Source organism: Paraburkholderia steynii (genome assembly GCF_900100565.1).
GTDB lineage: Bacteria > Pseudomonadota > Gammaproteobacteria > Burkholderiales > Burkholderiaceae > Paraburkholderia > Paraburkholderia terrae.
On sequence record NZ_FNDI01000001.1, the window covers coordinates 706,901 to 730,953 of the forward strand.

Here is a 24,053-nt window from a genome sequence, read left to right on the forward strand (position 1 = left end):
GCGAAACCATGAAGCGCACACTCATTGCAGCAGCCGTCCTCGCAGCCGCTTCCACCAGCGCCTTCGCGAGTCCGCTGAAGAACCCGTTCATCTTCAATGCGACGCTGGTCGGAGAAGCCGTCGGGATCGAAGGATTCGTCACGCTGTTCGGCTGCGTCAGCGTCTCCAGCACGGCGGGCGCCGTCGTCAACAACACGCAGCGCGCGTACGCGCACGCATCGCTCAGCCCGAACGCGCAGTCATACACGTCCGGCTCCATCACGACGCGGATCGACAACAGCTACAAATCGATCAACAGCGGCGGCAGCGCATGGGCTTCGCTGTCGACCTCGCACTCGTCCGAGTCGTCTCACGCGCAGGGCTATCAGTCTTCGTCGGGCTACGCGTATGGCAACCAGAGCAGCTCGGTCAAGGGCGGCGGCTTCGAGTTCAGCGCGCAGGCAGCGGCCATTGACGGCAGCTTCAGCCATGAAAGCCAGAACTCCGGCGGCCACATCTCGGCGGGCGGACATGCAGGCGTCAGCTACGAATCGGCTTCCGACTACAACCCGTGGACGGGCGTTTCCTCGGGCCATGCCAGCATTTCGGGTGGCCTGTCGGCTGGCTACAAGGAATCGAGCTATCGCAACAGCGAGCAGATCGGCGGCTCGTTCGGCGCAGTCGAAGGCTCCGGTCAGGGCAAGGTGTGGGGCTACAAGGCGAACCAGGGCTCCGGCTACGCGGCCCACGGAGAGCAGTCGAGCGGCTATGAAGCCGAGAAGTCCAAGACGCACGACAGCTTCGCCGCGCAGTGGGGCTTCAACTCGTCGACCGCGAAGACAGACGTGGAAGTGTATGGCTCGGTCACGCAGCACATCAACACGCAAAAGGCGGGCAACCTGACGGCGACGACGGGCAGCAACGCCGCGCAGAACGTGAGCGGCAACATCGGCGTCAACATCGCGGAAGGCATCAACAACGCGCAGAGCAACGACGCAGCGCTCGCTTCCGTCGATGCCGGCAACGTGTTCGGCAACGCCCAGGTCTTCAACAACCAGAGCTCGGGAGGCAAGGCCAGCATCAACAACTTCAACGTGAACGCCTCGGTCGGCGACGGCTCACTGCAGTACGCATCGGGCAATGTCGGCGTGAACGTCGCGTCGGGTATCAGCAACGTGCAGAACAACAGCATGGCTGCCTCGACGTCGACGGTCTCGCGCAGCCACGGCAGCGCAGCGATGGTGGCGACGGATGAATCGTCGCAAACGGCGGGCGTGGACTTCCGTGGCTCGTTCGAAGGCACGGCGACGCTCGGCACAGGCGCGCTCAGCCACGCGACGGGCAACATCGGCGTGAACATCGCGGGCGGCGCGGGCAACGTGCAGCACAACGGGCTCGCGATCGCTTCGATGAACACCAGCCGCTAAAAAAGGCAGCTGAAACAGGCAGCGAAACAAGCAGCCATACGGGATGCGCCGGCGGCCAATGCAGCCGCCGGCGCGACTTGGCAGGAGACCAGCATGTCCGGGTTTGACCGGTTCCCGGCGTTACGACCCGCCGCGACTGTCGTTGCGCTCGTTACTTGCACGTTGTGTGCGCGAGTGAACGCACAGGCGAGCGTCGACACGTCTACCCTCGCAGGTATTCCGCTTACCAAAACGGTGCACTCGATGAGGGACCTGCGTTACCGCCATATCGTCAGCCAGCAGTTCGATTACAGCTGCGGTGCGGCGGCGCTCGCAACCCTCCTCAAGTACGGCTACGGCATCGACATCCCCGAGACGGATCTGATCCGCCGGATGATGGTTTTCTCGACGCCGGAGGTAGTGGTCAAGAACGGCTTTTCGATGCTCGACATGAAGAAGTTCGTCGAGACGATCGGGCTGCGGGGCCGCGGATTCCGCGTAAACACGGACGCGCTGTATCACCTCCAGGTGCCCGTCATGGTTCTGATGAACCTCGACGGCTATGAGCATTTCGTGATCGTCAAGCACGCGCAGGACGGTCGCATCTTCATCGCGGACCCCGCTCTCGGCAACCGGATATTGCTCGAGGAAGACTTCGCGAAGACATGGAATGGCCTCGTATTCGCAGTCGTCGGGAAACCTTTCAGGGAGGATTCCCCGCTGTTGCAGGACAACGAATCGCTGGCCTTGCGCCTGCGCGAGCGCGCGCTCGCCAACGGCACGGCCGCGACTCCCTTTGTCGAATACGGCTTGATCAAGGCAGACCTGTTCTGACTCACCCATGAAGCACTACCTCAACCAGCCCGGCCGCACCTGTCTCGCGACATTGATCGCGACGGCTTGCGGCCTCGCAAGCAGCGCTTTCGCCGCAGACGTTTCGACGTCCCGCGACGTGGCGCCGGCGGCGATCCAGTGGCAAAGCGTCGGGGATGATGTGCTCGCCCAGCAGACCGGAAAAGGCGCGGGCGGACAAATGATCTCCGGTTTCGTATTGAACGTACTGTCGCAATGGCAGTTGCCGAACGGCGCGAACGCACTCGCGCAAGGCAGCCTCTCCGTTGCACGCGATGCGTCGAACGCGCTGACGGCCAACGTCAACACGCTCGCGCGCGTCACCGACGGCCGCGGCAATCCGGGCGCAGACCCGAATGCCCAGACGATCGGCGGACAACGCATCGCGGTCAACGGCGTATCGCAGGTCACGCAGGTGGCGGGCGATCGCAACGCCGGCTTCAACACGGCGACGATCGACTTCAACAACAATCCGCAACTGCTGGCAGGCGGCACGAATGCGCAGAGCGCCGCGGCATCGAACCCGGCGGGCAACGTCAAGGCGGGCATCTCGTTCGGCAACGGCGGCGTGACCGTCGCGCTGCAGACGCCTGCCGGCATCGCATCGCAAACCATTGCACCCAGCAACGCGCAACAGGCCGGCGCGATTGCCCAACTACTGCAGATTGCAGGCAATAACCAGCAAGTCGCCAACCAGTTGCAGCTCTCGTTGCAGACGACGCCCATGTCGTCCTCGATGCTGCGCCAGGCCGGCGTACTACAAGCCCTGCAAAACGCGGTGAATGCAAGGAGATAGGACGGGCCGCCACCCGTCGAACAGGCGTCATCAGGAGGAAAAGTCGTACAGAAAGCGGCGGCACAAAGCATAAGAACCAGCCAAGTGCTGCCGGATTTACCGGGGGAAGAATAATGATGATTGACACAACACGCAGGAAGCCGCGAGTCCGACTCGCGGCTATTCCTGCTGCTGCGATGCTGTTCGCACTGTCGCAGGGGGTTTCCGCACAAGCCATCAACAACCAGTCGCTCGAAGAGCGGCTCAACACGCTGATGCGCGTCGTCGATGAGCAGCAGCGGCAGATTCACTCGCTCGAACGGCAGGTGACGAACCTGGAAATGTCGCAGCGCGGCCGCGGTGCGCCTGGCTATGGCGCGCCCGCCGGCAGCGAGGCCGTTGCCGAGCAGCCGGGCGCGGACGGCCTGCCGATGCCGTTGCCGCCGCTCGCCCAGGTGACGCCGGGCGCGCCCGCGCCGGGCAACGCGACGGGCACCGCGACGGGCGTGCCCGTCAATCCGCCCGCGCCGGAAGGTTCGACGTCGGCGGGCTCGCCTGGCACCAGCAATCCCAACGCGCAGGCGAGCGGCCCCGGCATGCCGGAAGGCGCCGTCGGCCAGACGCAGAAGGCCGCCGAGCCGGTGCGCACGCAGGCCGAGGAAGCCGTCGTGCAACGCGAGCACGCGCCGCTCTTCGATCACAAGCTGACGCTGGACTGGGGTATCAGCGATACCTACTACGACCGCCGTCAGCTGCAGCTGTCGGGCTTCCTCGCGCTCGACGCGATCTTTCTCGGCAACATCAACCTGGGGCAGACCAAGTCGCACCAGGTGATGGCTGATCTCGACGTGCGCTACGGCCTCACAGACCGTATCAGCGTCGATGTCGACGTGCCGTATGTCTACCGGCACAGCCAGTTCATCGTCGGCGGCGCGGGCGGCGCGGCGAATACGTTGTCGGACGCGTCCGTCAACTCGCACGCGATAGGTGACATGAACTTCGGGTTCTACTACCAGATCCTGAAGGAGACCAACAGCATCCCCGACGTGGTCGGCAGCCTGCGCGTGAAAGCGCCGACGGGCACGTCGCCGTTCGGCATCAAGGTCGTGCAGCTCGAGCCGGACAACACGAACCTCGTCGCGCCGTCGAAGCTGCCCACGGGCACGGGCTTCTGGAACCTGACGGCGGGCCTGTCGGTGCTGAAGACCTACGACCCAGTCGTACTGTTCGGCAGCCTGTCTTACACGTATAACATCGCGCGCTCATTCTCGGATATCTCATCGATCGCCGGGCAGACGCAGCCCGCGACCGTGAAGCTCGGCGATATCTTCCAGCTCGGCGCGGGCGTCGCGCTTGCGTTCTCCGACAAGGACTCCGCCAGCATCTCGTACACGCTCGCGCTGCAGCCCGCGTCGAAAACCAAGGCGCCCGGCGGCGATTACGTGAAGGTGCCGGGCAGCGAGACGACGGCAGCCGTGATGAATTTTGGCCTGAACCATGTAGTGAACAAGCATCTGACGATCAACGGTTCGGTATCGATCGGCATGACGCCCGACGCGCCGAACTATGTGATCGGCATGCGCTTCCCCTATACCTTTTGACGTGACACCGATACGAGGCAGATCGTGCGCGAAACTTCTCATCTGAGCTCCGTTCCCCCGCTCGCCGGATCCGGGTTGCGTCTTGCCGTGTCACGCGGGAGCGACACGCCCGCGGCGCATCCCGTGGCCGTCGACGCGCCGCGTGGCGCCGCGCCCGATCCCGGCTCGCGGATCCTGCTGTACGCCGCGCGCACGCCCGACGACGCGCTCGTCGAGCATCTGAAGAGCCGCGGCTGGAGCGTGCTCGTCGCGCGCTCGGCGCACGAGATCGGGCGGCTCGTGAAGCCCGCGACGATGTGCGCGGGAATCGTCGACATGGCGAGCTTTTCCGTGCGCGATCTGCCCGGCCTGGAGGCGAGCTTGCGCGCGCAGCAGGTCGGCTGGATCGCGCTGGCGAATCCCGAAAGGCTTGCGGACCCGGCCGTGCGGCGGCTGATCCGCCACTACTGCTTCGACTACGTGAAGATTCCCGTGGCGAACGCGACGATCGACTATCTGGTCGGCCACGCGTACGGCATGGTCAATCTGTGCGACGCCGATTTTCCGCCCGACACGACGGGCGCGAGCGACGACGAGATGGTTGGCACCTGCGAAGCGATGCAGCAGTTGTTCCGCACGATCCGCAAGGTCGCGAACACCGACGCGAGCGTGTTCATCTCGGGCGAATCGGGCACGGGCAAGGAACTGACGGCGCTGGCGATCCACGAGCGCTCGCCGCGCCGCAAGGCGCCGTTCGTGCCGATCAATTGCGGTGCAATTCCGCATCATCTGCTGCAGTCGGAATTGTTTGGTTACGAGCGCGGCGCGTTCACGGGCGCGAACCAGCGCAAGATCGGACGCGTCGAATCGGCCAACGGCGGCACGCTGTTTCTCGATGAAATCGGCGATCTGCCGATGGAGAGCCAGGCGAGCATGTTGCGCTTCCTTCAGGAAGGCAAGATCGAGCGGCTGGGCGGCCACGAATCGATTTCCGTCGACGTGCGCATCATTTCGGCGACGCACGTCGATCTGGAAGGCGCGATGGGTGACGGGCGCTTCCGTCAGGATCTGTTTCACCGGCTTTGCGTGCTGCGCGTCGACGAGCCGCCGCTGCGCTCGCGGGGCAAGGATATCGAGTTGCTTGCGCATCACATACTCGGCAAGTTCAAGACGGACAACGCGCGCAAGATTCGCGGCTTCACGCCCTCTGCGATCGAGGCGATGTACAACTACCACTGGCCGGGCAACGTACGCGAGCTGATCAACCGGGTGCGCCGCGCGATCGTGATGGCGGAGAACAAGCTGATTTCCGCCGAGGATCTCGACCTCGCGCACTTCAGCGAGCAGCAGACGATGAGTCTGGCGCAGGCGCGTGAGGCCGCCGAGAAGCGTGCGATCGAAGTCGCGTTGCTGCGGCACCGGCACCGGCTCAACGAGGCGGCCACGGATCTTGGGATTTCGCGTGTGACGCTGTATCGGCTGATGGGCACGCATGGGTTGCGGGATGCGTCGACCGACGAGAAGGCGGGTTTCAAGGGCGACGAGAAGGGAGATGGCAAGGGCGCGTTTGCGGGCGATCAAGAATCGCGCGAGTGACGGTTTTTGTCTGTTTGCCGGTGTGGCTTCGCGGTTCGCGTCGGCAGACGCCGGTGTGCTTGAGTGACGCGCGTGCTGGCGGACGGCGCGCGGTCGGGTAGAATCGGCTTCCGCTTTCTATCCGCTTCACTTCCCGCATGACGACGCTGACCCTGATCGTCGCTCGCGCCCGCAATGGCGTGATCGGCCGTGATAACCAGTTGCCCTGGCGGCTGCCCGAAGATCTCGCGTTCTTCAAACGCACGACGATGGGCGCGCCTATTGTCATGGGGCGCAAGACGCATGAATCGATTGGGCGGGTGCTGCCTGGGCGGCGCAATATTGTTGTGACGCGGGACGCGCAGCGGCGCTTCGATGGGTGCGATACCGTTACTAATCTCGATGATGCGTTGGCGCTCGCTGAACGTGATGGGGCCGCTGAGGCGTTCTTGATCGGCGGCGCGCAGTTGTATGAGGAAGGTGCGCGGCGCGCGGATAAGATGATCGTTACTGAGATTCATGCCGACTTTGATGGCGATGCCAGCTTTCCGGCGCCTGATCCGGATACTTGGCGCGAGGTATCTCGCGAGACGCATCGGGCTAAAGAGCCGAATGATTTTGAGTATGCGTTTGTGACTTATCAGCGCGTAGCGCGGTAGGTTTTTTCGTCTGCGACGCTGTTTGGTTGAGGCGTATTCGCTGCGTTAGCGGTTGAATTTCTTGTCTCTTCGCTCGCAGCCGCTGTGGCGCCTTTGCGGCGCGGGCGGTTTGGTTTGGTTTTCGCTGGCATCCGCGCTATGCCTTCGTGCTTCACGCGTCGCCCCTGTGCGGGGCGGCACCTACTTTTCTTTGCCGCCGCAAAGAAAAGTAGGCAAAAGAAAGCGGCTAACACCGCCAATTCTTGTTCCTGCCTGAGGGCCCCCAAAGGGTCTTACACCTCACACGGCAGCATTTCTGTTCGCGTTCGTTGCCAACGCTTCGAATGAGCGACTCACCCACCTCAAACACCCGTACTCGGGCAAGCGGCAGCCAATGGTATGTGCCGCCCAGGTGGCAAACTGTGTGTAGGTTGTCGCGGCGTATAGGGTAGCGCTCTTACAAGGTGGCATGCGTGCGCTATTGGTCCGGAGTGATGCGTGTGTGGTACTACGGCCTACACACAGTTTGCCGCCTGGGCGGCGGTGGACTATCCCGTACGGCATGCCCGAATGCGGGTGCGTGAAGCGGGTGATGCGCAGGCTTGGAGCGTTGGCAACGCGCGCGGAACAAGCAGATTGCCGTGTGAAGTAAGGGACCGGTTGGGGGCCCTCAGGCAAAAACTAGGACTGGCGGTGTTAGCCGCTTTCTTTTGCCTACTTTTCTTTGCGGCGGCAAAGAAAAGTAGGTGCCGCCCCGCACAGGGGCGACGCTTGAAGCGCGAAGGCAAAACGCGGATGCCAGCGCAAACGCAAAAAAATCACAAAACCCAGCGACAAGCCAATCAAAAACCCAGCCGGCCGCAGGCCAAAAAAACCATCACTGCCCTGCAACAGTCATCCGCTCAATCAAAACAGAGCCAGTCTGCTTAGTCCCGCGGACAATCGTGTCCGCCCCAATCGCCACGACATGCCGGAACATTTCCTGCAGCGTACTGGCGACAGTGATCTCTTCAACGGGATACTGAATCTTCCCATTCTCGACCCAGAACCCTGACGCGCCGCGCGAATAATCGCCCGTCACGTAGTTGACGCCCTGCCCCATCAACTCGGTGAGCAACAACCCCGTCCCAAGCTTGCGAAGCATCTCCTCGAAGTCATCAGACGCCTGCGTCAACGAACTCCGCAGTGACAAGTTATGCGAACCACCCGCATTCCCCGTGGTCGGCATACCGAGCTTGCGCGCCGAATACGTCGACAGAAAATACCCTTCGACGACGCCATCTTTCACCACAGAACGCTGCTTCGTCCGCACGCCCTCTTCATCGAACGGCGCACTGCCCATGGCGCGCGGCACATGCGGATCTTCGACAACCTGCACATGCGGCGCAAATACCGGCTTGCCAAGGCTATCAACCAGGAACGTCGTCTTGCGATACAGCGCGCCGCCGCTCGTCGCCTGCACGAACGCGCCGAGCAGTCCCGCCGCGAGCGGCGCTTCGAACAGTACAGGCACCTTGCGCGTATCGAGCCCACGCGCGCCCATGCGAGCCAGCGCCCGCTCGGCTGCATAGCGGCCGACGGCCTCGGGATCGGCAAGCTCGCCTGCGCTGCGCTTCGACGTGTACCAGTCGTCGCGCTGCATGTTGCGCGCACTGCCCGCGATCGGCGCGCACGCCACGTAATGACGCGAATACGGATAGCCCGAAAGAAAGCCGCGCGACGTGCCGAGCACGAACTGCGAATGCTGCGCCGACACACTCGCGCCTTCCGAGTTCTTGATCTGCGGGCTCACGGCGAAGGCCGCGTCTTCCGCGCGGCGCGCCAGCTCGACCGCTTCGTCCGCGTCCAGATTCCACGGGTGATACAGGTCGAGATCGCGCGGGTCCTTTTCAAGCAGCTCTTCTTCCGCGAGGCCCGCACAGTCGTCCTCGGCCGTGAAGCGCGCGATGTTGTACGCGGCCATCACCGTGTCCTTCAGCGCTTCGGACGAAAAGTCAGAGGTACTCGCATTGCCGCGCTTGTTGCCGATGAACACCGTCACGCCGACCATCTTGTCGCGGTTGTGCTCGATCGTTTCGACTTCGCCGCGACGCACTGAGACGGACAGGCCGTCGCCTTCCGAAATCTCGGTTGCCGCGTCGCTTGCGCCGAGCGACTTTGCGTGACGAAGAATGTCGGAGGCGATTTCCTTCAGTTCATCCTGCGTATGCGGGAAAAATCGTTGCCGGGCTTCCGTGTCTGCTGCCATTGTCGTTTGCCGTCCTGAGTTGCGGTGCCGTCCGGGCCGAAGCCCGCGAGAGTTCGTCGTTGCCAGCGCTGTATTCAGCCGGCCTGTGCGCCGACGTATCCCGCGATCATAGCAAGCTCTACGCTAGCGTACCTGGCATTCGCATGTGCCTCCCGCGCATGTGCTTCGCGGACCGCACCTCGCCCAGCCAGCGCGGCCCGGCACGCTACAATATCGCGCATGACACGCAAAACCCGCATTCAACCCATGGAACCCGCTGCCGTCGTCGACGACAACGGGTATGACCGTCCCAGCAAGTCGCAACTGAAGCGCGAAATGCACGCGTTGCAGGAGCTGGGCGTAGAACTCGTCGCGCTGCCGAAAGACGCATTGAAGCGCATGCCGATGCCCGAATCGCTCGATGACGCCGTGCGCGCAGCACGCCGCATCACCGATCATGAAGGCAAGCGCCGCCAGATGCAGTACGTCGGCAAGGTGATGCGCGGCCTGCTGGACGAAGAAACGGCCGCGCTGCGCGAAGCACTCGACAAGTACAAGGGCGTCAACAAAGCCGAAACGGCGCGCCTGCACTGGATCGAACGCACCCGTGAAAAACTGCTCGCCGACGACGCCGCGCTGACCGAATTCATCCGCCAGCATCCTGCCGTCGACCCGCAGGAAGGCCGCACGCTGATCCGCAACGCGCGCAGGGAAGCGCAGCAAGGCAAGCCGCCGCGCTACTTCCGTGATCTGTTCCAGTGGATCAAGAACGCCGACGGCGCCGGCAACGACGATGCCGACAGCAACGATTCCGACGATCTGGACGACGACGATGACGAATCCCGTGCGTAGTCATCCCGACGAGCTGATCGTCGGCCTCGTGTCGATCAGCGACCGCGCCAGCACGGGCGTCTATGAAGACAAGGGCATTCCGTCGCTGCAGGAATGGCTCGGCGGCGCGCTCACCTCGCCGTTTCGCACGGAAACGCGGCTGATCCAGGACGACGCGCCGACCATCACGAAGACGCTGATCGAACTGGTCGACGAAGCCGGCTGCGATCTCGTGCTGACGACAGGGGGCACGGGCCCCGCGCGCCGCGACGTGACGCCCGAGGCGACGCTCGCGGCCGGGACAAAGGAAATGCCGGGGTTCGGCGAACAGATGCGGCAGATCAGCCTGAACTTCGTGCCGACGGCGATCCTGTCGCGTCAGGTGGCGGTGATCCGCGAGACGGCTGAGCACGCTGCGCTGATCATCAACCTGCCGGGGCAGCCGAAGTCGATCAGGGAAACGCTGGAAGGCTTGCGCGATGAAACGGGGAAAGTGAAGGTGCCGGGCATTTTCGCCGCCGTGCCGTATTGCATCGACCTGATCGGCGGCCCGTACATCGAGACGAACGCCGCCGTCGTGACGGCGTTCCGGCCGAAGAGCGCGGTGCGCGCTCCGCGGCAAGGCTGAACGTTATTTCGCGGGCGCGTCGCTCGACGGCGCGTCGACAGGTGCGCTCGCGGCCGGGATCAGGAAATGCTCGCGGTAGTAGCGCAGTTCGTCGATCGATTCGTGGATGTCGGCGAGCGCGGTGTGCATCGCGCGCTTCTGGAAGCCTTTGTAGATCGCAGGCTGCCAGCGGCGGCACAGTTCCTTCAGCGTGCTGACGTCGAGGTTGCGGTAATGGAAGAACGTCTCCAGTTCGGGCATCCAGCGCGCCATGAAACGGCGATCCTGGCAGATCGAGTTGCCGCACATCGGCGACTTGCCGGGCGGCACGTGCTGGCCAAGGAACGCGCGGATCTGTTCAGTAGCGTCGGCTTCCGTCACCGTCGACGCGCGCACGCGGTCGATCAGCCCGGAACGGCCATGCGTGTTCTTGTTCCAGTCGTCCATCTTGCCGAGCGTTTCATCGCTCTGATGAATGGCGAGCACGGGGCCTTCAACCAGCCTGTCGAGCGTCGAATTCGTGACGACCACGGCGATTTCGATGATGCGGTCGTTGTCGGGATCGAGCCCCGTCATTTCCATGTCCAGCCAGACGAGATTCATGTCGCTGCGCACGAGCGGCTGATTGACGGATTCGATAATGTCAGTCATTGAAGGCAACCTTGATTTGAGACCGCGCGAGCGGATCACGCTACAACCGCCGCCCGCCGAAGATGGCGCGCTCCCGCCCACAAGCGGGAACAAACATATAATTCTCGCATAGAACCTACGGATTCCCCGGATGCCTCCTCTCTACTTCACCGTTCTGTTCGTGATCGCCGTGCTGGCGATGGTCGGCACGAAGCTCTGGCTAGCGTCGCGCCAGATCCGCTTCGTTGCGGCGCACCGTGAGAGCGTGCCGCAGCAGTTCGCGGGCACGATCGCCCTGTCCGCGCACCAGCGCGCCGCCGATTACACAGTCGAGCGCACGCGGCTCACGATGATCGAGATCGTCGTCGGCGCGGCTGTGCTGATCGCGCTCACGCTGCTGGGCGGCGTGCAGGCACTCGATTTCGCCATCGGCGATCTCGCGGGCCAGGGCTATATCGGCCAGATTCTGCTGGTGGCGGCCGTGATCGCGATCACGAGCGCGATCGACCTGCCGTTCGATTATTACCGCCAGTTCGGTATCGAGCAGCGCTTCGGCTTCAACCGGATGACGAAACGCATCTTTTTCGTCGACCGCATCAAAGGCGTGCTGCTCGGCGCCGCGTTCGGCCTGCCGCTGCTGTTCGTCGTGCTGTGGCTGATGAATCAGGCGGGCACGTACTGGTGGTGGTGGACGTGGGTCGTCTGGGTGGTGTTCCAGATGCTCGTGCTGATCCTCTATCCGAGCTTCATCGCGCCGATGTTCAACAAGTTCGAGCCGCTGAAAGACGAAGCGCTGGTGCAGCGCATCGATGCGCTGATGAAGCGCTGCGGCTTCGCGGCCAAGGGCCTGTTCGTGATGGACGGCAGCCGCCGTTCGGCACATGGCAACGCGTATTTCACGGGCTTTGGTTCGTCCAAGCGCATCGTCTTCTTCGACACGCTGCTCTCGCGTCTGTCGGGCAGCGAGATCGAAGCGGTGCTCGCGCATGAGCTCGGCCACTTCAAGCGCCGTCATGTGATCAAGCGGATGGTCGTCACGTTCCTGATCAGCCTCGCGATGCTCGCGCTGCTCGGCTGGCTCACGCAGCGTACGTGGTTCTTCGAGGGCCTCGGCGTGCGTCCGTCGATGACGGGCAGCAACGACGGCCTCGCGCTCGTGCTGTTCTTCCTCGCCGTTCCCGTGTTCCTGTTCTTCGTGACGCCGCTGGGCAGCCTCAGTTCGCGCAAGCATGAATTCGAGGCGGACGCATTCGCCGCGACGCAGGCCGACGCCAAGGATCTCGTCAACGCGCTCGTCAAGCTGTATGAAGACAACGCGTCGACGCTCACGCCCGACCCGCTCTACACCGCGTTCTACTACTCGCATCCGCCTGCCTCGCAGCGGATCGACCGTCTGCTGCGTCACGCATGAGCGGCCGCTCGCCGAAAGCGCTGCGCGCCGCCACTGCCAGCGATCGCGCGCAGGAGCGCGTGCGCGGCCTCGTGATCGCGGCGCATGGACGTCACTACATCGTCGCGCCCGAGGACGGCAGCGCGATTCTGCAATGCTTCCCACGCGGCAAGCGCAGCGAGATCGCCGTCGGCGATCAGGTGCTGTACGAGTCGACCTCAGCCGATCAGGGCGTGATCGTCGAGATCGGTGAACGGCGCAATCTGCTGTATCGCTCGGATCAGTACAAGTCGAAGCTCTTCGCCGCGAATCTCGATCAGTTGCTGATCGTGCTCGCCACCGAGCCGCATTTCAGCGAAGACCTGCTCGGCCGCGCGCTGGTCTCCGCGGAAGAGAACGAGCTCAAGCCGCTGATCCTGCTGAACAAGATCGACGTCGAAGCCGCGCTGCCGCTCGCGCGCAAACGGCTCGACCGGTATCGCGGGCTTGGCTACACGGTACTCGAAGTGTCGATCAAAGCACAGCCGGACGCCGCGCGCGAAACGCTCGAAGCCCATCTGAACGGCCACTCGACGTTGCTGCTCGGTCAGTCGGGCATGGGCAAGTCGACGCTCGTCAATCTGCTGATTCCCGATGCCGAAGTGGCGACGCGCGAAATCTCGACGGCACTCAACAGCGGCCGTCACACGACCACGTTCACGCGCCTCTACCCGCTTCCTGGTGGCGATGGCGCGTTGATTGATTCGCCGGGCTTTCAGGAATTCGGCCTGCATCATCTGACGGAAGGCAAGCTCGAACGCGCGTTTCCCGAGTTCAGGCCGCTGCTGCCCAACTGCCGGTTCTACAACTGTCATCATCTGCACGAACCCGGCTGCGCGATTCTCGAAGCCGTCGCCGATGGCCGCATCGCGAAAGAACGGCATGCGCTCTACGCGCAGCTCGTACACGAGGCGAGCCAGATCGTCCGCTGACAGGCAATCATGATGAAGCTCATGCGCGCGCCCAACGTCGTGATCGGGCAGCATTGGATCAACGTGCTGGCGGCGGCGGGTATCGCGTGCGAATTGCATAACCGCTATCTGAGCGGCGCGATCGGCGAGATTCCGGCGGATCAGTGCGCGCCGGAGTTGTGGCTCATGGACGAGCGCGACGAAGTGTTGGCGAGGAAGTTGATCGATGCAGCGCGCAGCGGGCCGGCCGTCGGCGCGCCCGGCTGGCGCTGCGCGCATTGCGGTGAAGTGCTCGAAGCGCAGTTCACCGTGTGCTGGAATTGCGGAACGGCGCGCGATCCGCTGGACGGCTGAATCACGCTTTGGTGCGTAGCGCGGCTTTCAGGCGAGCCAGACGGCGATCGTCAGCATCAGCAACAGGATCATCCACAGGATAACGGCCCGCCACACGAGGCCCACAGCCGATTGCAGCGTGCGCGGCGTGCAGTCGTCGCCGACGGGCATCGGGCCACCGTCGCCCGTTGCCAGCGCGTCGAGGCTCGATACCTCGGCGAGCGGGCCCGCGAGACGCGCGCCCAATGCGCCGCTGCCCGCGGCGAGCAGCACGCCGTCGTTCGGGTCAGGCCATTGACGCGCATGATTGCGCCACGCATAGATCGCGTCTTCGAAGTTGCCGACGATCGCAAAACCCATCGACGTCAAACGCGACGGAATCCAGTCGATCACGAAGAACGCGCGTTGCGCGAAGGTGGAGAACGCAGCCGTCCGGTCGTCGACAGGCTTCGACCAGGTGCGCGCCAGATACTCAGCCGTGCGATACAGCACCGCGCCCGCCGGCCCGACGGGAATCAGGAACCAGAAGAACACGCCGAACACATGCCGATGCGATGCGACGACGGCATGAATCAGCGTGTGACGGACGATCTCGCTGACGGGCATGTCGACGGTATCGAGGCCCGTCCATTCATTGAGGATCTCACGCGCGCGCGGCACGTCGTCGTTGTTCAACGACAGATGGATGTCCGTGAAGTAATGGCTGAACTGGCGAAAGCCGAGCGTGAAGTACAGCACCGCGACGTTCCACAGGAACGCGAGCACAAAGTGAATCTCGTACAGCACGAAATAGATCAGGCCGGTGACGAGCGTCCACGGCAGCACGACGACCAGCCATGCGAGGATGCCGTGCTTCTCCTTACCGGCGTCGAAGCCATGCGCCGTCGATTCCGCGTGGTATTGAAGGAGTGCCGACACCGGATTGTTCGGCGACAGCGCGCGCATCTGTTCGATGATGAGGGCCAGCAATACGGAGAAAAAAGTCATGCGAGACGCCGTGCTATTCGAGTTCTTACCGGGCGGTTCTTGCCGGCCGATCCGGTCCGATGAGCGGAATTGGTCACTACGATAGCACAGGGTCGGATGAGGCTGAGCGGCTGCAATACAAACGTAATGCAGCGAGACTGCATGCCGATCGCGCGGCTATGCATCATGCAGCGAGGAAGCGATAGAAATTGCGCAACATGCCCGCCGTTGCGCCCCAGATGAAGTAATCGCCGCCTACTTCGCCGCGCGGATACGGCATTGCAAAAAAACGACGCTCGCCGCCTTCCCAGTTCAGCACACGCACTTCGTGATTCTTCGGGTCCATCAAAAAGCTTAGTGGGACCTCGAAAATTTCCGCGACCTCGAACGTGTCTGCCTGAACCGTGAACGGCGGATGCACGAGACCGACGACGGGCGTCACGCGAAAACCCGTTCCCGTCAGATACTCGGGAAGCGCGCCCAGCACTTCGACGCGCGAAGGATCCAGGCCGACCTCTTCCTGCGCTTCGCGCAAGGCGGTTGCCGTCGTGGTGGCGTCATGAGGCTCGTGACGGCCGCCGGGAAAGCTGACCTGCCCCGCGTGATCGTTCAGATGCGCGGTGCGCTGCGTGAGCAGCACGGTCAGTCCCCCGTCGCGCACGACGAGCGCCACTAGCACGGCGGCGACACGCGGATCGCCGGTTTCGCGCCACCGCACTTCGCGCGTCTCCTGCTCCCACGGCACGTTTTGCTCGAAACGTGCGCGCAGGCTGTCCGGCGTCAGACGCTCAGGCGCGACAGCGGGCAGATCGACATCGGCCGGTTCGACAGGCAAGCTTTCGGGATCAAAGACGGGACGAGAGGGACGGGAAGGCGCGGTCAATGGAAGTCTCGAAACGAGCGCTGGTGGGACACGACGCTATTTTGACCTGGCAAACAAAAAAGCACCCGTGGAGGGTGCTTTTTCTTACAGCTTTTACTCTTGAGCAGCTGCAGCGCGGTCTTTCGACACCAGCTTTTCTTTGATCCGAGCCGACTTGCCCGAACGTTCGCGCAGGTAGTACAGCTTTGCACGACGTACATCGCCACGACGCTTGACGACGATGCTTGCCAGCAGCGGCGAATACGTCTGGAACGTACGCTCGACGCCTTCGCCCGACGAAATCTTGCGGACGATGAACGACGAGTTGAGGCCACGATTACGCTTCGCGATCACGACGCCTTCGTAAGCCTGAACGCGCTTGCGGTTACCTTCAACCACGTTGACGCTGACGATCACCGTATCGCCAGGAGCGAATTCGGGGATGGTTTTGCCTGCGAGCGCGCGCTCGATTTCTTCCTGCTCGAGTTTTGCAATCAGATTCATTACTGACTCCTGTTGCCATCTTGTCGGCGTTCGTACCTGCCTCGCGCATCGCGCGTTCGGCTACGGCCCCGATAGAGGATGGGTTCACATCTGGAGCCGGCCACGCATGGACGGTTCCGCCTTGATCCCGCTTTGTCGCACGAAGCTCAATGCTTCGACGCTTCCTTGGCGAGATTTGTGAGCCACGCCTCGTCGGCACGGCTCAACAACTTGTTCTTTCTGGCCTGAACGATCAGATCGGGCCGCTTGACCAGCGTATTGCGCAACGCTTCGCGCCGCCGCCACAGCTCGATTTCCGCATGATGGCCGCCGAGCAGCACATCGGGCACACGCACGCCGTTGTATTCCTCGGGACGTGTGTAGTGCGGGCAATCTAGCAAGCCATCGACGAAACTGTCCTGCACCGCCGATTGCGCGTCGTTCAGCACACCCGGCAAATGACGCACGACGGCATCGATCAACGCCATGGCCGGCAACTCGCCACCCGACAGCACGAAGTCGCCGAGGCTGACTTCTTCGTCGACGACGCGGTCAATCAGACGTTGATCGATCGCTTCGTAGCGCCCACACAGCAAAATCAGACCAGGCTCAGCGGCAAAGCGCATGACCTTGTCGTGATTGAGCGTGGTGCCTTGCGGCGACATCATCACGACGCGCGCGCCGCCAATGCCCTGCTCCGCCTGCGCCGCTTTCGCGGCACCGATCGCATCTTCCAGCGGTTTGGCCAGCATCACCATGCCGGGGCCGCCGCCGTACGGGCGATCGTCGATTGTGCGGTAGTTGTCGGTTGTGAAATCACGCGGATTCCACGTGCGCAACCCATATCGCTCCTGCTTCGCCGCGCGGCTCGTAATACCCCAGTCGGTCAGCGCGCGAAACATGTCAGGAAAGAGCGTAACGATATCGAACTGCATCGCTCTCTCCGTGAAGCGAAATGTTTTAGTAATCGGCTTCCCAGTCGACGATGATCTTCTTCGCCGCCTGATCCACCGTTTTGATGAAGACGCCGACGAACGGGATCAAGCGCTCGCCGGTGACCGGCTCGCCGTCTTTGCCAGTAGCCGGATACTCGATGCGCAACACCGACTGCGCACCGTTGTCGATCAGATCTGCGACCTTGCCGAGTTCGACGCCCGCCTCGTTGACCACATCGAGGCCCAGCAGGTCGACCCAGTAAAATTCGTCGGTTCCGAGCGCAGGGAAATCGCTGCGACGCACGTAGACGCGATGACCACGCATCGCGAATGCCGCATCCCGGTCGGCCAGGCCGCCGAGTTGCGCAACGATACTGTCGCCATGAACCTTTGACTGCAGGCGGGGCGCCGACTTGCGCTCGCGGCCCTTCTCGAGCCACCAGCGTTTGGCACTGAGCAAGGCGTCGCCGCCTTGACCGGCGTCCGCGTGCGCGGCCACCTTTACCCAACCTTTAAGACCGTATGCATCGACGATTGCGCCGACTTCGACAGCGTCGTCGGGCCAGCTTTCGGCCGATTCAGGCTGCATGTCCTGCGCGGCCTCGGCCGTTGCGACATTCGCCGCAGGCCGTTCGACCGGCTTGCGAACAAACGCGCCAAACGACGCCCGCGCGCCAGGCTGTGTTTTCGCCTTCGCGCGTCCTGAACTATCCGAATCACGCTCCGACATCAGCGAACCTCAAGCCTGCATACGACAAACCTGCACACCTCGGACTCGCGCAGAACCAGTGCCGCACGAGCCGTCGATGTACCGTAAAACTGCACTTAAGCAGCCGGTTGCGCCTTTTGCGCTTCCTTCACCAGACGCTGGACGGTCGGCGACAGTTGCGCGCCAACGCCTTGCCAGTACGTCAGGCGGTCTTGAGCGATACGCAGCGACTCGCCCTTCGTAGCGACCGGGTTGTAGAAACCAACGCGCTCGATGAAGCGGCCGTCACGACGGTTACGCGAATCGGTTGCGACGATGTTGTAGAAAGGGCGCTTCTTCGAGCCGCCACGAGCCAAGCGGATGATGACCATACTGGAATCCTTGAAAACCGGGGTTCGAAACTACTGAAACGTGCGATTATAGCCGGAAACCGAAAGCACAACAAACACTTAGCGGGATAAACTGAGCCGCGGGGCCGTAGCCGAGACTCAACGCCGTGCTTGCCAGCTCCAGATTAGTCCGTACAAGCCGTGTGGAAGCGCCATGCGGCGCTTGCTGACGGCGGTTTTACCTGTTTCTCAGTGTACCGTCGCGCGGATGCCACGCTGCGCCGCCGTTTCCGTGTCACATCCACTTCGCGCCGGACCGCCGCGGAATGCCGGCATAAGTCTCCACAAGTGCCGCGCGCTATGCGGCCAGCGTAGAATGCGCGACGGCTGTGCGCGGGATCCGCAGCCTCAGAAGCCGTCCGTCACCCTGTCGCTCACGCTCATGGCCACCGTCGCTACGCATAACTCGCGCTTTCGCTCCAAGACCCTTACCGCCGCGCTCGCGTTCTTCTTCGGCACGCTCGGCGCGCACCGCTTCTATCTGTACGGTTTGCGCGACGTGTGGGGTTGGGCGCATCTCGTCGGAACGATCATCGGCATTCCTGGCTTCATGCTGCTCGCCGCTACCGAGCGCGCCGCGATCATGGGCTGGGTGCTCGCCTTTCCCGGCGCCGTGTCGATGCTGGCGGCCTTCCTCGCGGCGATCGTCTATGGTCTGCGCCCAGACGAAAAATGGGACGCCCAGTTCAACGCGCACAGCGACCAGCAGAGTCGTTCCGGCTGGACCGTCATCTTCGTCGTGATCTTTTCGCTGCTAATCGGCGCATTCCTGCTGATGACGGGACTCGCGCTGTCGTTCCAGACCTACTTTGAATCTCAGGTCGAGGCCGCAAAAGCGATCTCGCAATAAGGTTGCACTCAGAAAAGACTCAATTGAGGCGTGTCGGGCGCAGCCGGTTTAAGCGGTTTAAGCAACTCGACACGCTTGAAATGCGACATATCGAGAATGCCGTGATTGCGCGCATTCAAACCAAGCCGCCGCACCGCATTCGCAAAGCGCTGCTTGAGCAGATCAGCCCATAGCCCCTCGCCCTTCATGCGCGTCGAAAACGACGAGTCGTAGTCTTTGCCCCCGCGCATGTCGCGCACGCGGTTCATCACGCGCTCGGCGCGGTCGGGGAAATGCGCTTCCAGCCAGCCCTTGAAGAGCGGCGCAACTTCCCAAGGCAAACGCAACACGATATAGCTCGCGCTCGTCGCGCCCGCTTCGGCGCAAGCCTCCAGCACGCGCTCCATATCCTGATCGGTGACGAACGGAATCACGGGCGCAATGCTCACACCCACCGGTATGCCCGCCTCGCTCAACGCGCGGATCGTCCTGAGCCGCCGCGCGGGCGTGGCGGCGCGCGGCTCCAGCGTGCGGGCGATATCGGCATCGAGCGTTGTGATGGTGATGGCCGCCATCATTAGTCCCTTCTCGGCCATCGGCGCAAGCAGATCGATATCGCGCTCGATCAGCGAGTTCTTGGTGATCGCAGCGAAGGCCTGGTTGTGCTCGCTCATGACCTTGATCACGCGCCGAGTGAGCTGAAGGTCCCGCTCGACGGGCTGCCATGCATCCGTGTTCACGCCCAGCGCGATCGGCTCCGGCACGTAGGATTTCTTCGCCATTTCACGCGCGAGCAGTTCCGGCGCGTTGACCTTCGCGTAGATCCGGCTTTCGAAGTCGAGTCCCGGCGACAGGCCAAGATAGCTGTGCGTAGGCCGCGCGAAGCAATAGATACAGCCGTGCTCGCACCCGCGATACGGATTCAGCGACACGCTGAACGGAATATCCGGCGACTGGTTGTGCGTGAGGATGCTTTTCGCGCGCTCCTCGAATATCTGCGTGCGCAACGCGGGACGCCCACTTTCCTCTTCCGACGGCGCGATCCAGCCATCGTCGACGGCCTCGCGCTGGTCCACTTCATAGCGGCCCTGCAGGTTCGTGACCGCGCCCCGCCCCTTGCGCGGAGCAGGTGGCGCGATTGGAAATTCCGGAATGTCTCGGTCGTAGTCTGTCACGGCACACGGCAAAAGCAACGCTGAATACTGTACAAATATACAGTGTTTGCCGCTTTTGTCGAGCGTGACTTTCGGGGCCGGGTCAACCGCCCGCGAGCTTCATTCGCCTACAGCAATGTTCAGCGTTTCCTTGATTTCTTCCATCACGACATAGCTCTTCGACTGCACCGCGCCCGGCAGTTGCAACAGGATGTCGCCGAGCAGCTTCCGGTAGTCCGCCATTTCGCCGATGCGCGCCTTGATCAGATAGTCGAAGTCGCCCGACACCAGATGGCATTCGAGCACCTCGGGAATCTTCTGCACTTCGCGCCGGAACTGGTCGAACATGTTGCCGCTCTTGTGATCGAGCGTGATCTCGACGAACACCAGCAGCGCCGCACCCAACTCTGCCGGATTCACGCGCGCGTGATAGCCCGTGATGACGCCGTCGCGCTCCATGCGCTTGACGCGCTCGATGCACGGCGTCACCGAAAGACCCACCTGTTCGGCCAGTTCCTTCATCGCGATCCGGCCGTCCTGCTGGAGGATTTTCAGGATCTTGTGATCGAGCTTGTCGAGCGCTCGAATCGGTTGACGCTGTGTACGCATGGTTTTTACTGAAAATCTAAAAAATACGATAACAAAACCTACATCGACGCAAATAGTATAGCGGTTAACACTAGGCATTCGGCAAATCACCTCGTCAATCGAACAAAAGCACGAAAAAACGAGGTTTTCCATCACGCCGCGGCCTTCCGACCTTTATGGAGCAGCTATGCGAGTTGTCGTTCTGGGCAGTGGCGTCGTTGGGGTAACGACCGCCTATTATCTTGCGCGCGCGGGTCATGAAGTCACGGTGATCGATCGCGAAGCGGGTCCTGCGCTCGAAACGAGCTTTGCCAACGCCGGCCAGATTTCGCCGGGCTACGCCGCGCCGTGGGCTGCGCCGGGCGTGCCGCTGAAGGCCGTCAAATGGATGTTCCAGAAGCACGCGCCGCTCGCAATCCGGCTCGACGGCACGCAATTCCAGCTTCAATGGATGTGGCAGATGCTGCAGAACTGCACGTCCGAGCGCTATGCCGTCAACAAGGGCCGCATGGTGCGTCTCGCCGAATACAGCCGCGATTGCCTGCAGGCGCTTCGCGCCGAAACGGGCATCCAGTACGAAGGCCGTACGGGCGGCACGCTGCAACTGTTCCGCACGCAACAGCAACTCGATGGCGCGGCGAAGGACATCGCGGTGCTCGAGGAAGCGAACGTGCCGTACGAACTGCTGATGCCGGGCGACCTCGCGCGCGCCGAACCGGCACTCGCCGCGACGGCACACAAGCTGACGGGCGGCCTGCGCCTGCCGGGCGACGAAACGGGCGACTGCCAGTTGTTCACGACGCGCCTCGCCGCGCTCGCCGAACAGTTGGGCGTCAAGTTCCGCTACAACACGCCGATCGACGCGCTCGCGATGGAAGGCGAGCGTATCGCTGGCGTGAAGTGCGGCAGCGAGATGGTGCGTGCGGAGAGCTTCGTCGTCGCACTCGGTTCGTACTCGACGAAGTTCCTGTCGGACATCGTCAAGATTCCCGTGTATCCGCTGAAGGGCTACTCGATCACCGCGCCGATCGTCGATGCAAAATCGGCGCCCGTGTCAACGGTGCTCGACGAGACGTACAAGATCGCGATTACGCGTTTCGACGACCGGATTCGCGTCGGCGGGATGGCGGAGATTGTGGGCTTCGACAAGAAGCTGAAGCAGGCGCGTCGCGAGACGCTGGAAATGTGCGTCAACGATCTGTTCCCGGGCGGCGGTGATACGTCGAAAGCGACGTTCTGGACGGGCCTGCGTCCGATGACGCCGGACGGCACGCCGATCGTTGGCCGGACGCCCGTGTCGAACCTGTTCCTGAACACGGGACACGGCACGCTCGGCTGGACGATGTCGTGCGGCTCGGGCCAACTGCTCGCCGACCTGATCTCGGGCAAGCGTCCGGCGATCCAGTCGGGCGATCTGTCGGTGCATCGCTATCTCGGCGAAACGACAGGTCAGACGCGTCCGGCTTACGCCTGATCCGGTTCTTCCTGATGCAACAACGGCGCCTCTGGGCGCCGTTGTTTTTTGTGCTTTGGTTTTCTACGCGACGCGCATCGAGCGTCGTCAGAACTGGTCTTCGGACAACGCGAGGATGCCCTCGCCGCCCTTCGCGCTGGTGATCGACGCTTCTAGCGCCACTGCCTGCGGCAGCAGATGTTCCGCGAAGAACTGCGCGGTCGCGATTTTCGCGCCGTAGAACGATGGGTCTTGCGCTTGCTTCTCTTGCGCTGCCAGCATCGCGCGCGCCATCTGCCAGCCGCCCAGCACGATACCTCCGAGCTTCAGATACGGCACGCTGCCTGCGAATACCGCATTCGGATCGCTCTTCGTATTCGCGACGACATACGCCACGACCGATTGCAACGCATCATGTCCAAGCGACAAATGCTTTTGCATCGAATCGAACGCTGCGCCCTTATGCTGCTTCAGCGCTTCGACCGTCTGCGCAATCTGCGCAAGCAGTGCTTTTGCGACCGCGCCGCCATCGCGCACCGTCTTGCGACCGACGAGATCGTTCGCCTGGATAGCCGTCGTGCCTTCGTAGATCGGCAGGATGCGCGCGTCGCGATAGTACTGCGCCGCGCCCGTTTCTTCGATGAAGCCCATACCGCCATGCACCTGCACGCCAAGGCTCGCCACGTCCACCGACAGTTCCGTGCTCCAGCCCTTCACGATCGGCACCAGGTATTCATAGATCGCCTGATGTTCCGCACGCTTCGCTTCGTCGGGGTGGCGATGCGCGAGATCGCTGTGCGACGCCGCGACGTACGCCAATGCGCGTGAACCTTCCGTGAGCGCGCGCATCGTCGACAGCATGCGACGCACGTCGGGGTGCTGAATGATCGATACCGCCTGTTTCGCGGAGCCGTCCACTGGCCGGCTCTGCACGCGGTCCTTCGCGTACGCCACCGCTTTCTGGTACGCACGATCCGATATGGCCACGCCCTGCATGCCGACCGCAAAACGCGCCGCGTTCATCATGATGAACATGTATTCGAGGCCGCGATTTTCTTCGCCGATCAGATGACCGATTGCGCCACCGTGATCGCCGAACTGCAGCACGGCCGTCGGGCTCGCCTTGATCCCGAGCTTGTGTTCGATCGACACGCAATGCACGTCGTTGCGCTCACCCAGCGATCCATCCTCATTGACGAGGAACTTCGGCACGACGAACAGCGAAATGCCCTTCACGCCTTCGGGCGCATCCGGCGTGCGCGCGAGTACCAGATGGACGATGTTGTCCGCCATGTCGTGCTCGCCCCACGTGATGAAAATCTTCGTGCCGAACAGCTTGAAAGAACCATCGCCCTGCGGCTCGGCGCGCGTGCGCACCAGTGCGAGATCGGAGCCCGCCTGCGGCTCGGTGAGGTTCATCGTGCCCGTCCATTCGCCCGAGATGAGCTTCGGCACATAGGTCTGCTTTTGCGCTTCGCTGCCCGCGGTGAGCAGCGCCTCGATCGCGCCATCCGTCAGCAGCGGGCACAGCGCGAACGACAGGTTCGACGCGTTCAGCATCTCGATACACGCCGTCGCGATCAGCTTCGGCAGGCCCTGGCCTTCGTACTCGACGGGATGCTGCACGCCCTGCCAGCCGCCTGCGGCGAACTGGCGGAACGCATCGGCGAAACCGGGCGTCGCCGTGACGTGACCGTCTTTCCAGCTGCTCGGGTTCCGGTCGCCTTCGACGTTCAGCGGCGCCAGCACTTCGCCGCACAGCTTTGCGGATTCTTCGAGCACGGCTTGCGCGGTTTCAGCGTTCGCGTCCTCGAAGCCGGGCAGCGCTGCGATGTCATCCAGTCCGGCCAGTTCCTGCATCGCGAACATCATGTCCTTGATGGGTGCCGTGTAGCTCATGAGTGTCTCCTCC

24 protein-coding genes are annotated in these 24,053 nt (G+C 62.8%); 13 read left to right on the forward strand and 11 right to left on the reverse strand.

Features of this window, described 5'->3' with window-relative positions; all coding sequences use genetic code 11:
• Nucleotides 1-8: 8 nt before the first annotated feature.
• From BLT65_RS03150 to BLT65_RS03175, 6 genes are all read left to right on the forward strand, one after another.
• Nucleotides 9-1,406: a hypothetical protein gene (locus BLT65_RS03150; protein ID WP_091774628.1), complete on the forward strand. Its 1,398-nt coding sequence runs from the start codon at nucleotides 9-11 to the stop codon at nucleotides 1,404-1,406.
• Between the two features lie 93 nt (nucleotides 1,407-1,499).
• Nucleotides 1,500-2,219 (forward strand): C39 family peptidase, encoded by a 720-nt coding sequence (locus BLT65_RS03155; RefSeq protein WP_042306811.1) that lies wholly within the window; start codon nucleotides 1,500-1,502, stop codon nucleotides 2,217-2,219.
• A 7-nt stretch (nucleotides 2,220-2,226) separates the two neighbouring features.
• Nucleotides 2,227-3,033 carry a peptidase C39 gene (locus BLT65_RS03160; protein ID WP_091774630.1) on the forward strand — a complete coding sequence of 269 codons (807 nt, stop codon included), beginning with the start codon at nucleotides 2,227-2,229 and terminating at the stop codon, nucleotides 3,031-3,033.
• A gap of 113 nt (nucleotides 3,034-3,146) precedes the next feature.
• Complete coding sequence (locus BLT65_RS03165) at nucleotides 3,147-4,613, forward strand: hypothetical protein (protein WP_042306807.1); 1,467 nt, start codon at nucleotides 3,147-3,149, stop codon at nucleotides 4,611-4,613.
• Nucleotides 4,614-4,637: 24 nt separating this feature from the next.
• Nucleotides 4,638-6,188, forward strand: coding sequence for a sigma-54 dependent transcriptional regulator (locus tag BLT65_RS03170; RefSeq protein ID WP_091774632.1), 1,551 nt, complete (start codon nucleotides 4,638-4,640; stop codon nucleotides 6,186-6,188).
• A gap of 137 nt (nucleotides 6,189-6,325) precedes the next feature.
• Nucleotides 6,326-6,826: a dihydrofolate reductase gene (locus BLT65_RS03175; RefSeq protein ID WP_091774634.1), complete on the forward strand. Its 501-nt coding sequence runs from the start codon at nucleotides 6,326-6,328 to the stop codon at nucleotides 6,824-6,826.
• Between the two features lie 856 nt (nucleotides 6,827-7,682).
• Here BLT65_RS03175 and pmbA read toward each other — a convergent pair.
• Entirely contained in the window at nucleotides 7,683-9,053 is a 1,371-nt protein-coding gene (gene pmbA / locus BLT65_RS03180; RefSeq protein ID WP_007580226.1) for a metalloprotease PmbA, read from the reverse strand.
• 219 nt (nucleotides 9,054-9,272) lie between these two features.
• On the opposite strand from pmbA, the gene yjgA reads away from it, so the two are divergent.
• Together yjgA and mog are read left to right on the forward strand one after the other, a co-directional pair.
• A complete protein-coding gene (gene yjgA, locus BLT65_RS03185) occupies nucleotides 9,273-9,884 on the forward strand; it encodes a ribosome biogenesis factor YjgA (RefSeq protein ID WP_042314530.1) in 612 nt (203 codons plus the stop codon).
• On the forward strand, nucleotides 9,865-10,491 hold the full coding sequence (gene mog, locus BLT65_RS03190; protein ID WP_091774935.1) for a molybdopterin adenylyltransferase: 627 nt from the start codon (nucleotides 9,865-9,867) through the stop codon (nucleotides 10,489-10,491). The genes yjgA and mog overlap by 20 nt, the downstream gene beginning before the upstream one ends.
• 3 nt (nucleotides 10,492-10,494) lie before the next feature.
• Here mog and orn read toward each other — a convergent pair whose 3' ends face one another.
• Nucleotides 10,495-11,121 (reverse strand): oligoribonuclease, encoded by a 627-nt coding sequence (gene orn, locus BLT65_RS03195; protein ID WP_091774636.1) that lies wholly within the window; start codon nucleotides 11,119-11,121, stop codon nucleotides 10,495-10,497.
• 130 nt (nucleotides 11,122-11,251) lie between these two features.
• On the opposite strand from orn, the gene BLT65_RS03200 reads away from it, so the two are divergent.
• The 3 genes from BLT65_RS03200 to BLT65_RS03210 are packed head-to-tail and all read left to right on the forward strand — an operon-like array spanning nucleotide 11,252 to nucleotide 13,794.
• Nucleotides 11,252-12,511: a M48 family metallopeptidase gene (locus tag BLT65_RS03200; RefSeq protein WP_042314528.1), complete on the forward strand. Its 1,260-nt coding sequence runs from the start codon at nucleotides 11,252-11,254 to the stop codon at nucleotides 12,509-12,511.
• A complete protein-coding gene (gene rsgA, locus BLT65_RS03205; protein WP_091774638.1) occupies nucleotides 12,508-13,461 on the forward strand; it encodes a ribosome small subunit-dependent GTPase A in 954 nt (317 codons plus the stop codon). The genes BLT65_RS03200 and rsgA overlap by 4 nt, the downstream gene beginning before the upstream one ends.
• Before the next feature lie 12 nt (nucleotides 13,462-13,473).
• Entirely contained in the window at nucleotides 13,474-13,794 is a 321-nt protein-coding gene (locus tag BLT65_RS03210; protein ID WP_091774640.1) for a putative signal transducing protein, read from the forward strand.
• A 27-nt stretch (nucleotides 13,795-13,821) separates the two neighbouring features.
• On the opposite strand, the gene BLT65_RS03215 is transcribed toward BLT65_RS03210, so the two are convergent.
• The 6 genes from BLT65_RS03215 to rpsP form a co-directional block, all read right to left on the reverse strand.
• A complete protein-coding gene (locus BLT65_RS03215; protein ID WP_042314525.1) occupies nucleotides 13,822-14,760 on the reverse strand; it encodes a CobD/CbiB family protein in 939 nt (312 codons plus the stop codon).
• Between the two features lie 163 nt (nucleotides 14,761-14,923).
• Nucleotides 14,924-15,622 (reverse strand): CoA pyrophosphatase, encoded by a 699-nt coding sequence (locus BLT65_RS03220; protein ID WP_007748311.1) that lies wholly within the window; start codon nucleotides 15,620-15,622, stop codon nucleotides 14,924-14,926.
• Between the two features lie 93 nt (nucleotides 15,623-15,715).
• Entirely contained in the window at nucleotides 15,716-16,105 is a 390-nt protein-coding gene (gene rplS / locus BLT65_RS03225) for a 50S ribosomal protein L19 (protein WP_035990096.1), read from the reverse strand.
• A 146-nt stretch (nucleotides 16,106-16,251) separates the two neighbouring features.
• Entirely contained in the window at nucleotides 16,252-17,019 is a 768-nt protein-coding gene (trmD, locus tag BLT65_RS03230; protein WP_091774643.1) for a tRNA (guanosine(37)-N1)-methyltransferase TrmD, read from the reverse strand.
• Nucleotides 17,020-17,044: 25 nt separating this feature from the next.
• Nucleotides 17,045-17,749 (reverse strand): ribosome maturation factor RimM, encoded by a 705-nt coding sequence (rimM, locus tag BLT65_RS03235; protein ID WP_091774645.1) that lies wholly within the window; start codon nucleotides 17,747-17,749, stop codon nucleotides 17,045-17,047.
• A 95-nt stretch (nucleotides 17,750-17,844) separates the two neighbouring features.
• Nucleotides 17,845-18,099, reverse strand: coding sequence for a 30S ribosomal protein S16 (gene rpsP, locus BLT65_RS03240; RefSeq protein ID WP_006476550.1), 255 nt, complete (start codon nucleotides 18,097-18,099; stop codon nucleotides 17,845-17,847).
• Between the two features lie 400 nt (nucleotides 18,100-18,499).
• On the opposite strand from rpsP, the gene BLT65_RS03245 reads away from it, so the two are divergent.
• A complete protein-coding gene (locus tag BLT65_RS03245) occupies nucleotides 18,500-18,967 on the forward strand; it encodes an NINE protein (protein ID WP_091774938.1) in 468 nt (155 codons plus the stop codon).
• Between the two features lie 8 nt (nucleotides 18,968-18,975).
• Here BLT65_RS03245 and BLT65_RS03250 read toward each other — a convergent pair whose 3' ends face one another.
• Together BLT65_RS03250 and BLT65_RS03255 are read right to left on the reverse strand one after the other, a co-directional pair.
• Nucleotides 18,976-20,121 carry a PA0069 family radical SAM protein gene (locus tag BLT65_RS03250; RefSeq protein ID WP_091774941.1) on the reverse strand — a complete coding sequence of 382 codons (1,146 nt, stop codon included), beginning with the start codon at nucleotides 20,119-20,121 and terminating at the stop codon, nucleotides 18,976-18,978.
• Nucleotides 20,122-20,220: 99 nt separating this feature from the next.
• Complete coding sequence (locus tag BLT65_RS03255) at nucleotides 20,221-20,709, reverse strand: Lrp/AsnC ligand binding domain-containing protein (protein ID WP_042314521.1); 489 nt, start codon at nucleotides 20,707-20,709, stop codon at nucleotides 20,221-20,223.
• A 130-nt stretch (nucleotides 20,710-20,839) separates the two neighbouring features.
• Here BLT65_RS03255 and BLT65_RS03260 point away from each other — a divergent pair, with 130 nt between their 5' ends.
• Nucleotides 20,840-22,162 (forward strand): D-amino acid dehydrogenase, encoded by a 1,323-nt coding sequence (locus BLT65_RS03260; RefSeq protein WP_341865822.1) that lies wholly within the window; start codon nucleotides 20,840-20,842, stop codon nucleotides 22,160-22,162.
• Between the two features lie 87 nt (nucleotides 22,163-22,249).
• Here the strand turns inward: BLT65_RS03260 and BLT65_RS03265 are convergent, their stop codons facing one another.
• Entirely contained in the window at nucleotides 22,250-24,040 is a 1,791-nt protein-coding gene (locus tag BLT65_RS03265) for an acyl-CoA dehydrogenase (protein WP_091774649.1), read from the reverse strand.
• Nucleotides 24,041-24,053 lie beyond the last annotated feature (13 nt).

Excerpts from the sequence above, each read along its gene's own strand:
- BLT65_RS03150 (WP_091774628.1), top strand. The coding sequence starts at position 9 with ATGAAGCGCACACTCATTGCAGCAGCCGTCCTCGCAGCCGCTTCCACC.
- BLT65_RS03155 (WP_042306811.1), top strand. The coding sequence starts at position 1,500 with ATGTCCGGGTTTGACCGGTTCCCGGCGTTACGACCCGCCGCGACTGTC.
- BLT65_RS03160 (WP_091774630.1), top strand. The coding sequence starts at position 2,227 with ATGAAGCACTACCTCAACCAGCCCGGCCGCACCTGTCTCGCGACATTG.
- BLT65_RS03165 (WP_042306807.1), top strand. The coding sequence starts at position 3,147 with ATGATGATTGACACAACACGCAGGAAGCCGCGAGTCCGACTCGCGGCT.
- BLT65_RS03175 (WP_091774634.1), top strand. The coding sequence starts at position 6,326 with ATGACGACGCTGACCCTGATCGTCGCTCGCGCCCGCAATGGCGTGATC.
- pmbA (WP_007580226.1), bottom strand. The coding sequence starts at position 9,053 with ATGGCAGCAGACACGGAAGCCCGGCAACGATTTTTCCCGCATACGCAG.
- yjgA (WP_042314530.1), top strand. The coding sequence starts at position 9,273 with ATGACACGCAAAACCCGCATTCAACCCATGGAACCCGCTGCCGTCGTC.
- mog (WP_091774935.1), top strand. The coding sequence starts at position 9,865 with ATGACGAATCCCGTGCGTAGTCATCCCGACGAGCTGATCGTCGGCCTC.
- orn (WP_091774636.1), bottom strand. The coding sequence starts at position 11,121 with ATGACTGACATTATCGAATCCGTCAATCAGCCGCTCGTGCGCAGCGAC.
- BLT65_RS03200 (WP_042314528.1), top strand. The coding sequence starts at position 11,252 with ATGCCTCCTCTCTACTTCACCGTTCTGTTCGTGATCGCCGTGCTGGCG.
- rsgA (WP_091774638.1), top strand. The coding sequence starts at position 12,508 with ATGAGCGGCCGCTCGCCGAAAGCGCTGCGCGCCGCCACTGCCAGCGAT.
- BLT65_RS03210 (WP_091774640.1), top strand. The coding sequence starts at position 13,474 with ATGAAGCTCATGCGCGCGCCCAACGTCGTGATCGGGCAGCATTGGATC.
- BLT65_RS03215 (WP_042314525.1), bottom strand. The coding sequence starts at position 14,760 with ATGACTTTTTTCTCCGTATTGCTGGCCCTCATCATCGAACAGATGCGC.
- rplS (WP_035990096.1), bottom strand. The coding sequence starts at position 16,105 with ATGAATCTGATTGCAAAACTCGAGCAGGAAGAAATCGAGCGCGCGCTC.
- trmD (WP_091774643.1), bottom strand. The coding sequence starts at position 17,019 with ATGCAGTTCGATATCGTTACGCTCTTTCCTGACATGTTTCGCGCGCTG.
- rimM (WP_091774645.1), bottom strand. The coding sequence starts at position 17,749 with ATGTCGGAGCGTGATTCGGATAGTTCAGGACGCGCGAAGGCGAAAACA.
- rpsP (WP_006476550.1), bottom strand. The coding sequence starts at position 18,099 with ATGGTCATCATCCGCTTGGCTCGTGGCGGCTCGAAGAAGCGCCCTTTC.
- BLT65_RS03245 (WP_091774938.1), top strand. The coding sequence starts at position 18,500 with ATGGCCACCGTCGCTACGCATAACTCGCGCTTTCGCTCCAAGACCCTT.
- BLT65_RS03255 (WP_042314521.1), bottom strand. The coding sequence starts at position 20,709 with ATGCGTACACAGCGTCAACCGATTCGAGCGCTCGACAAGCTCGATCAC.
- BLT65_RS03265 (WP_091774649.1), bottom strand. The coding sequence starts at position 24,040 with ATGAGCTACACGGCACCCATCAAGGACATGATGTTCGCGATGCAGGAA.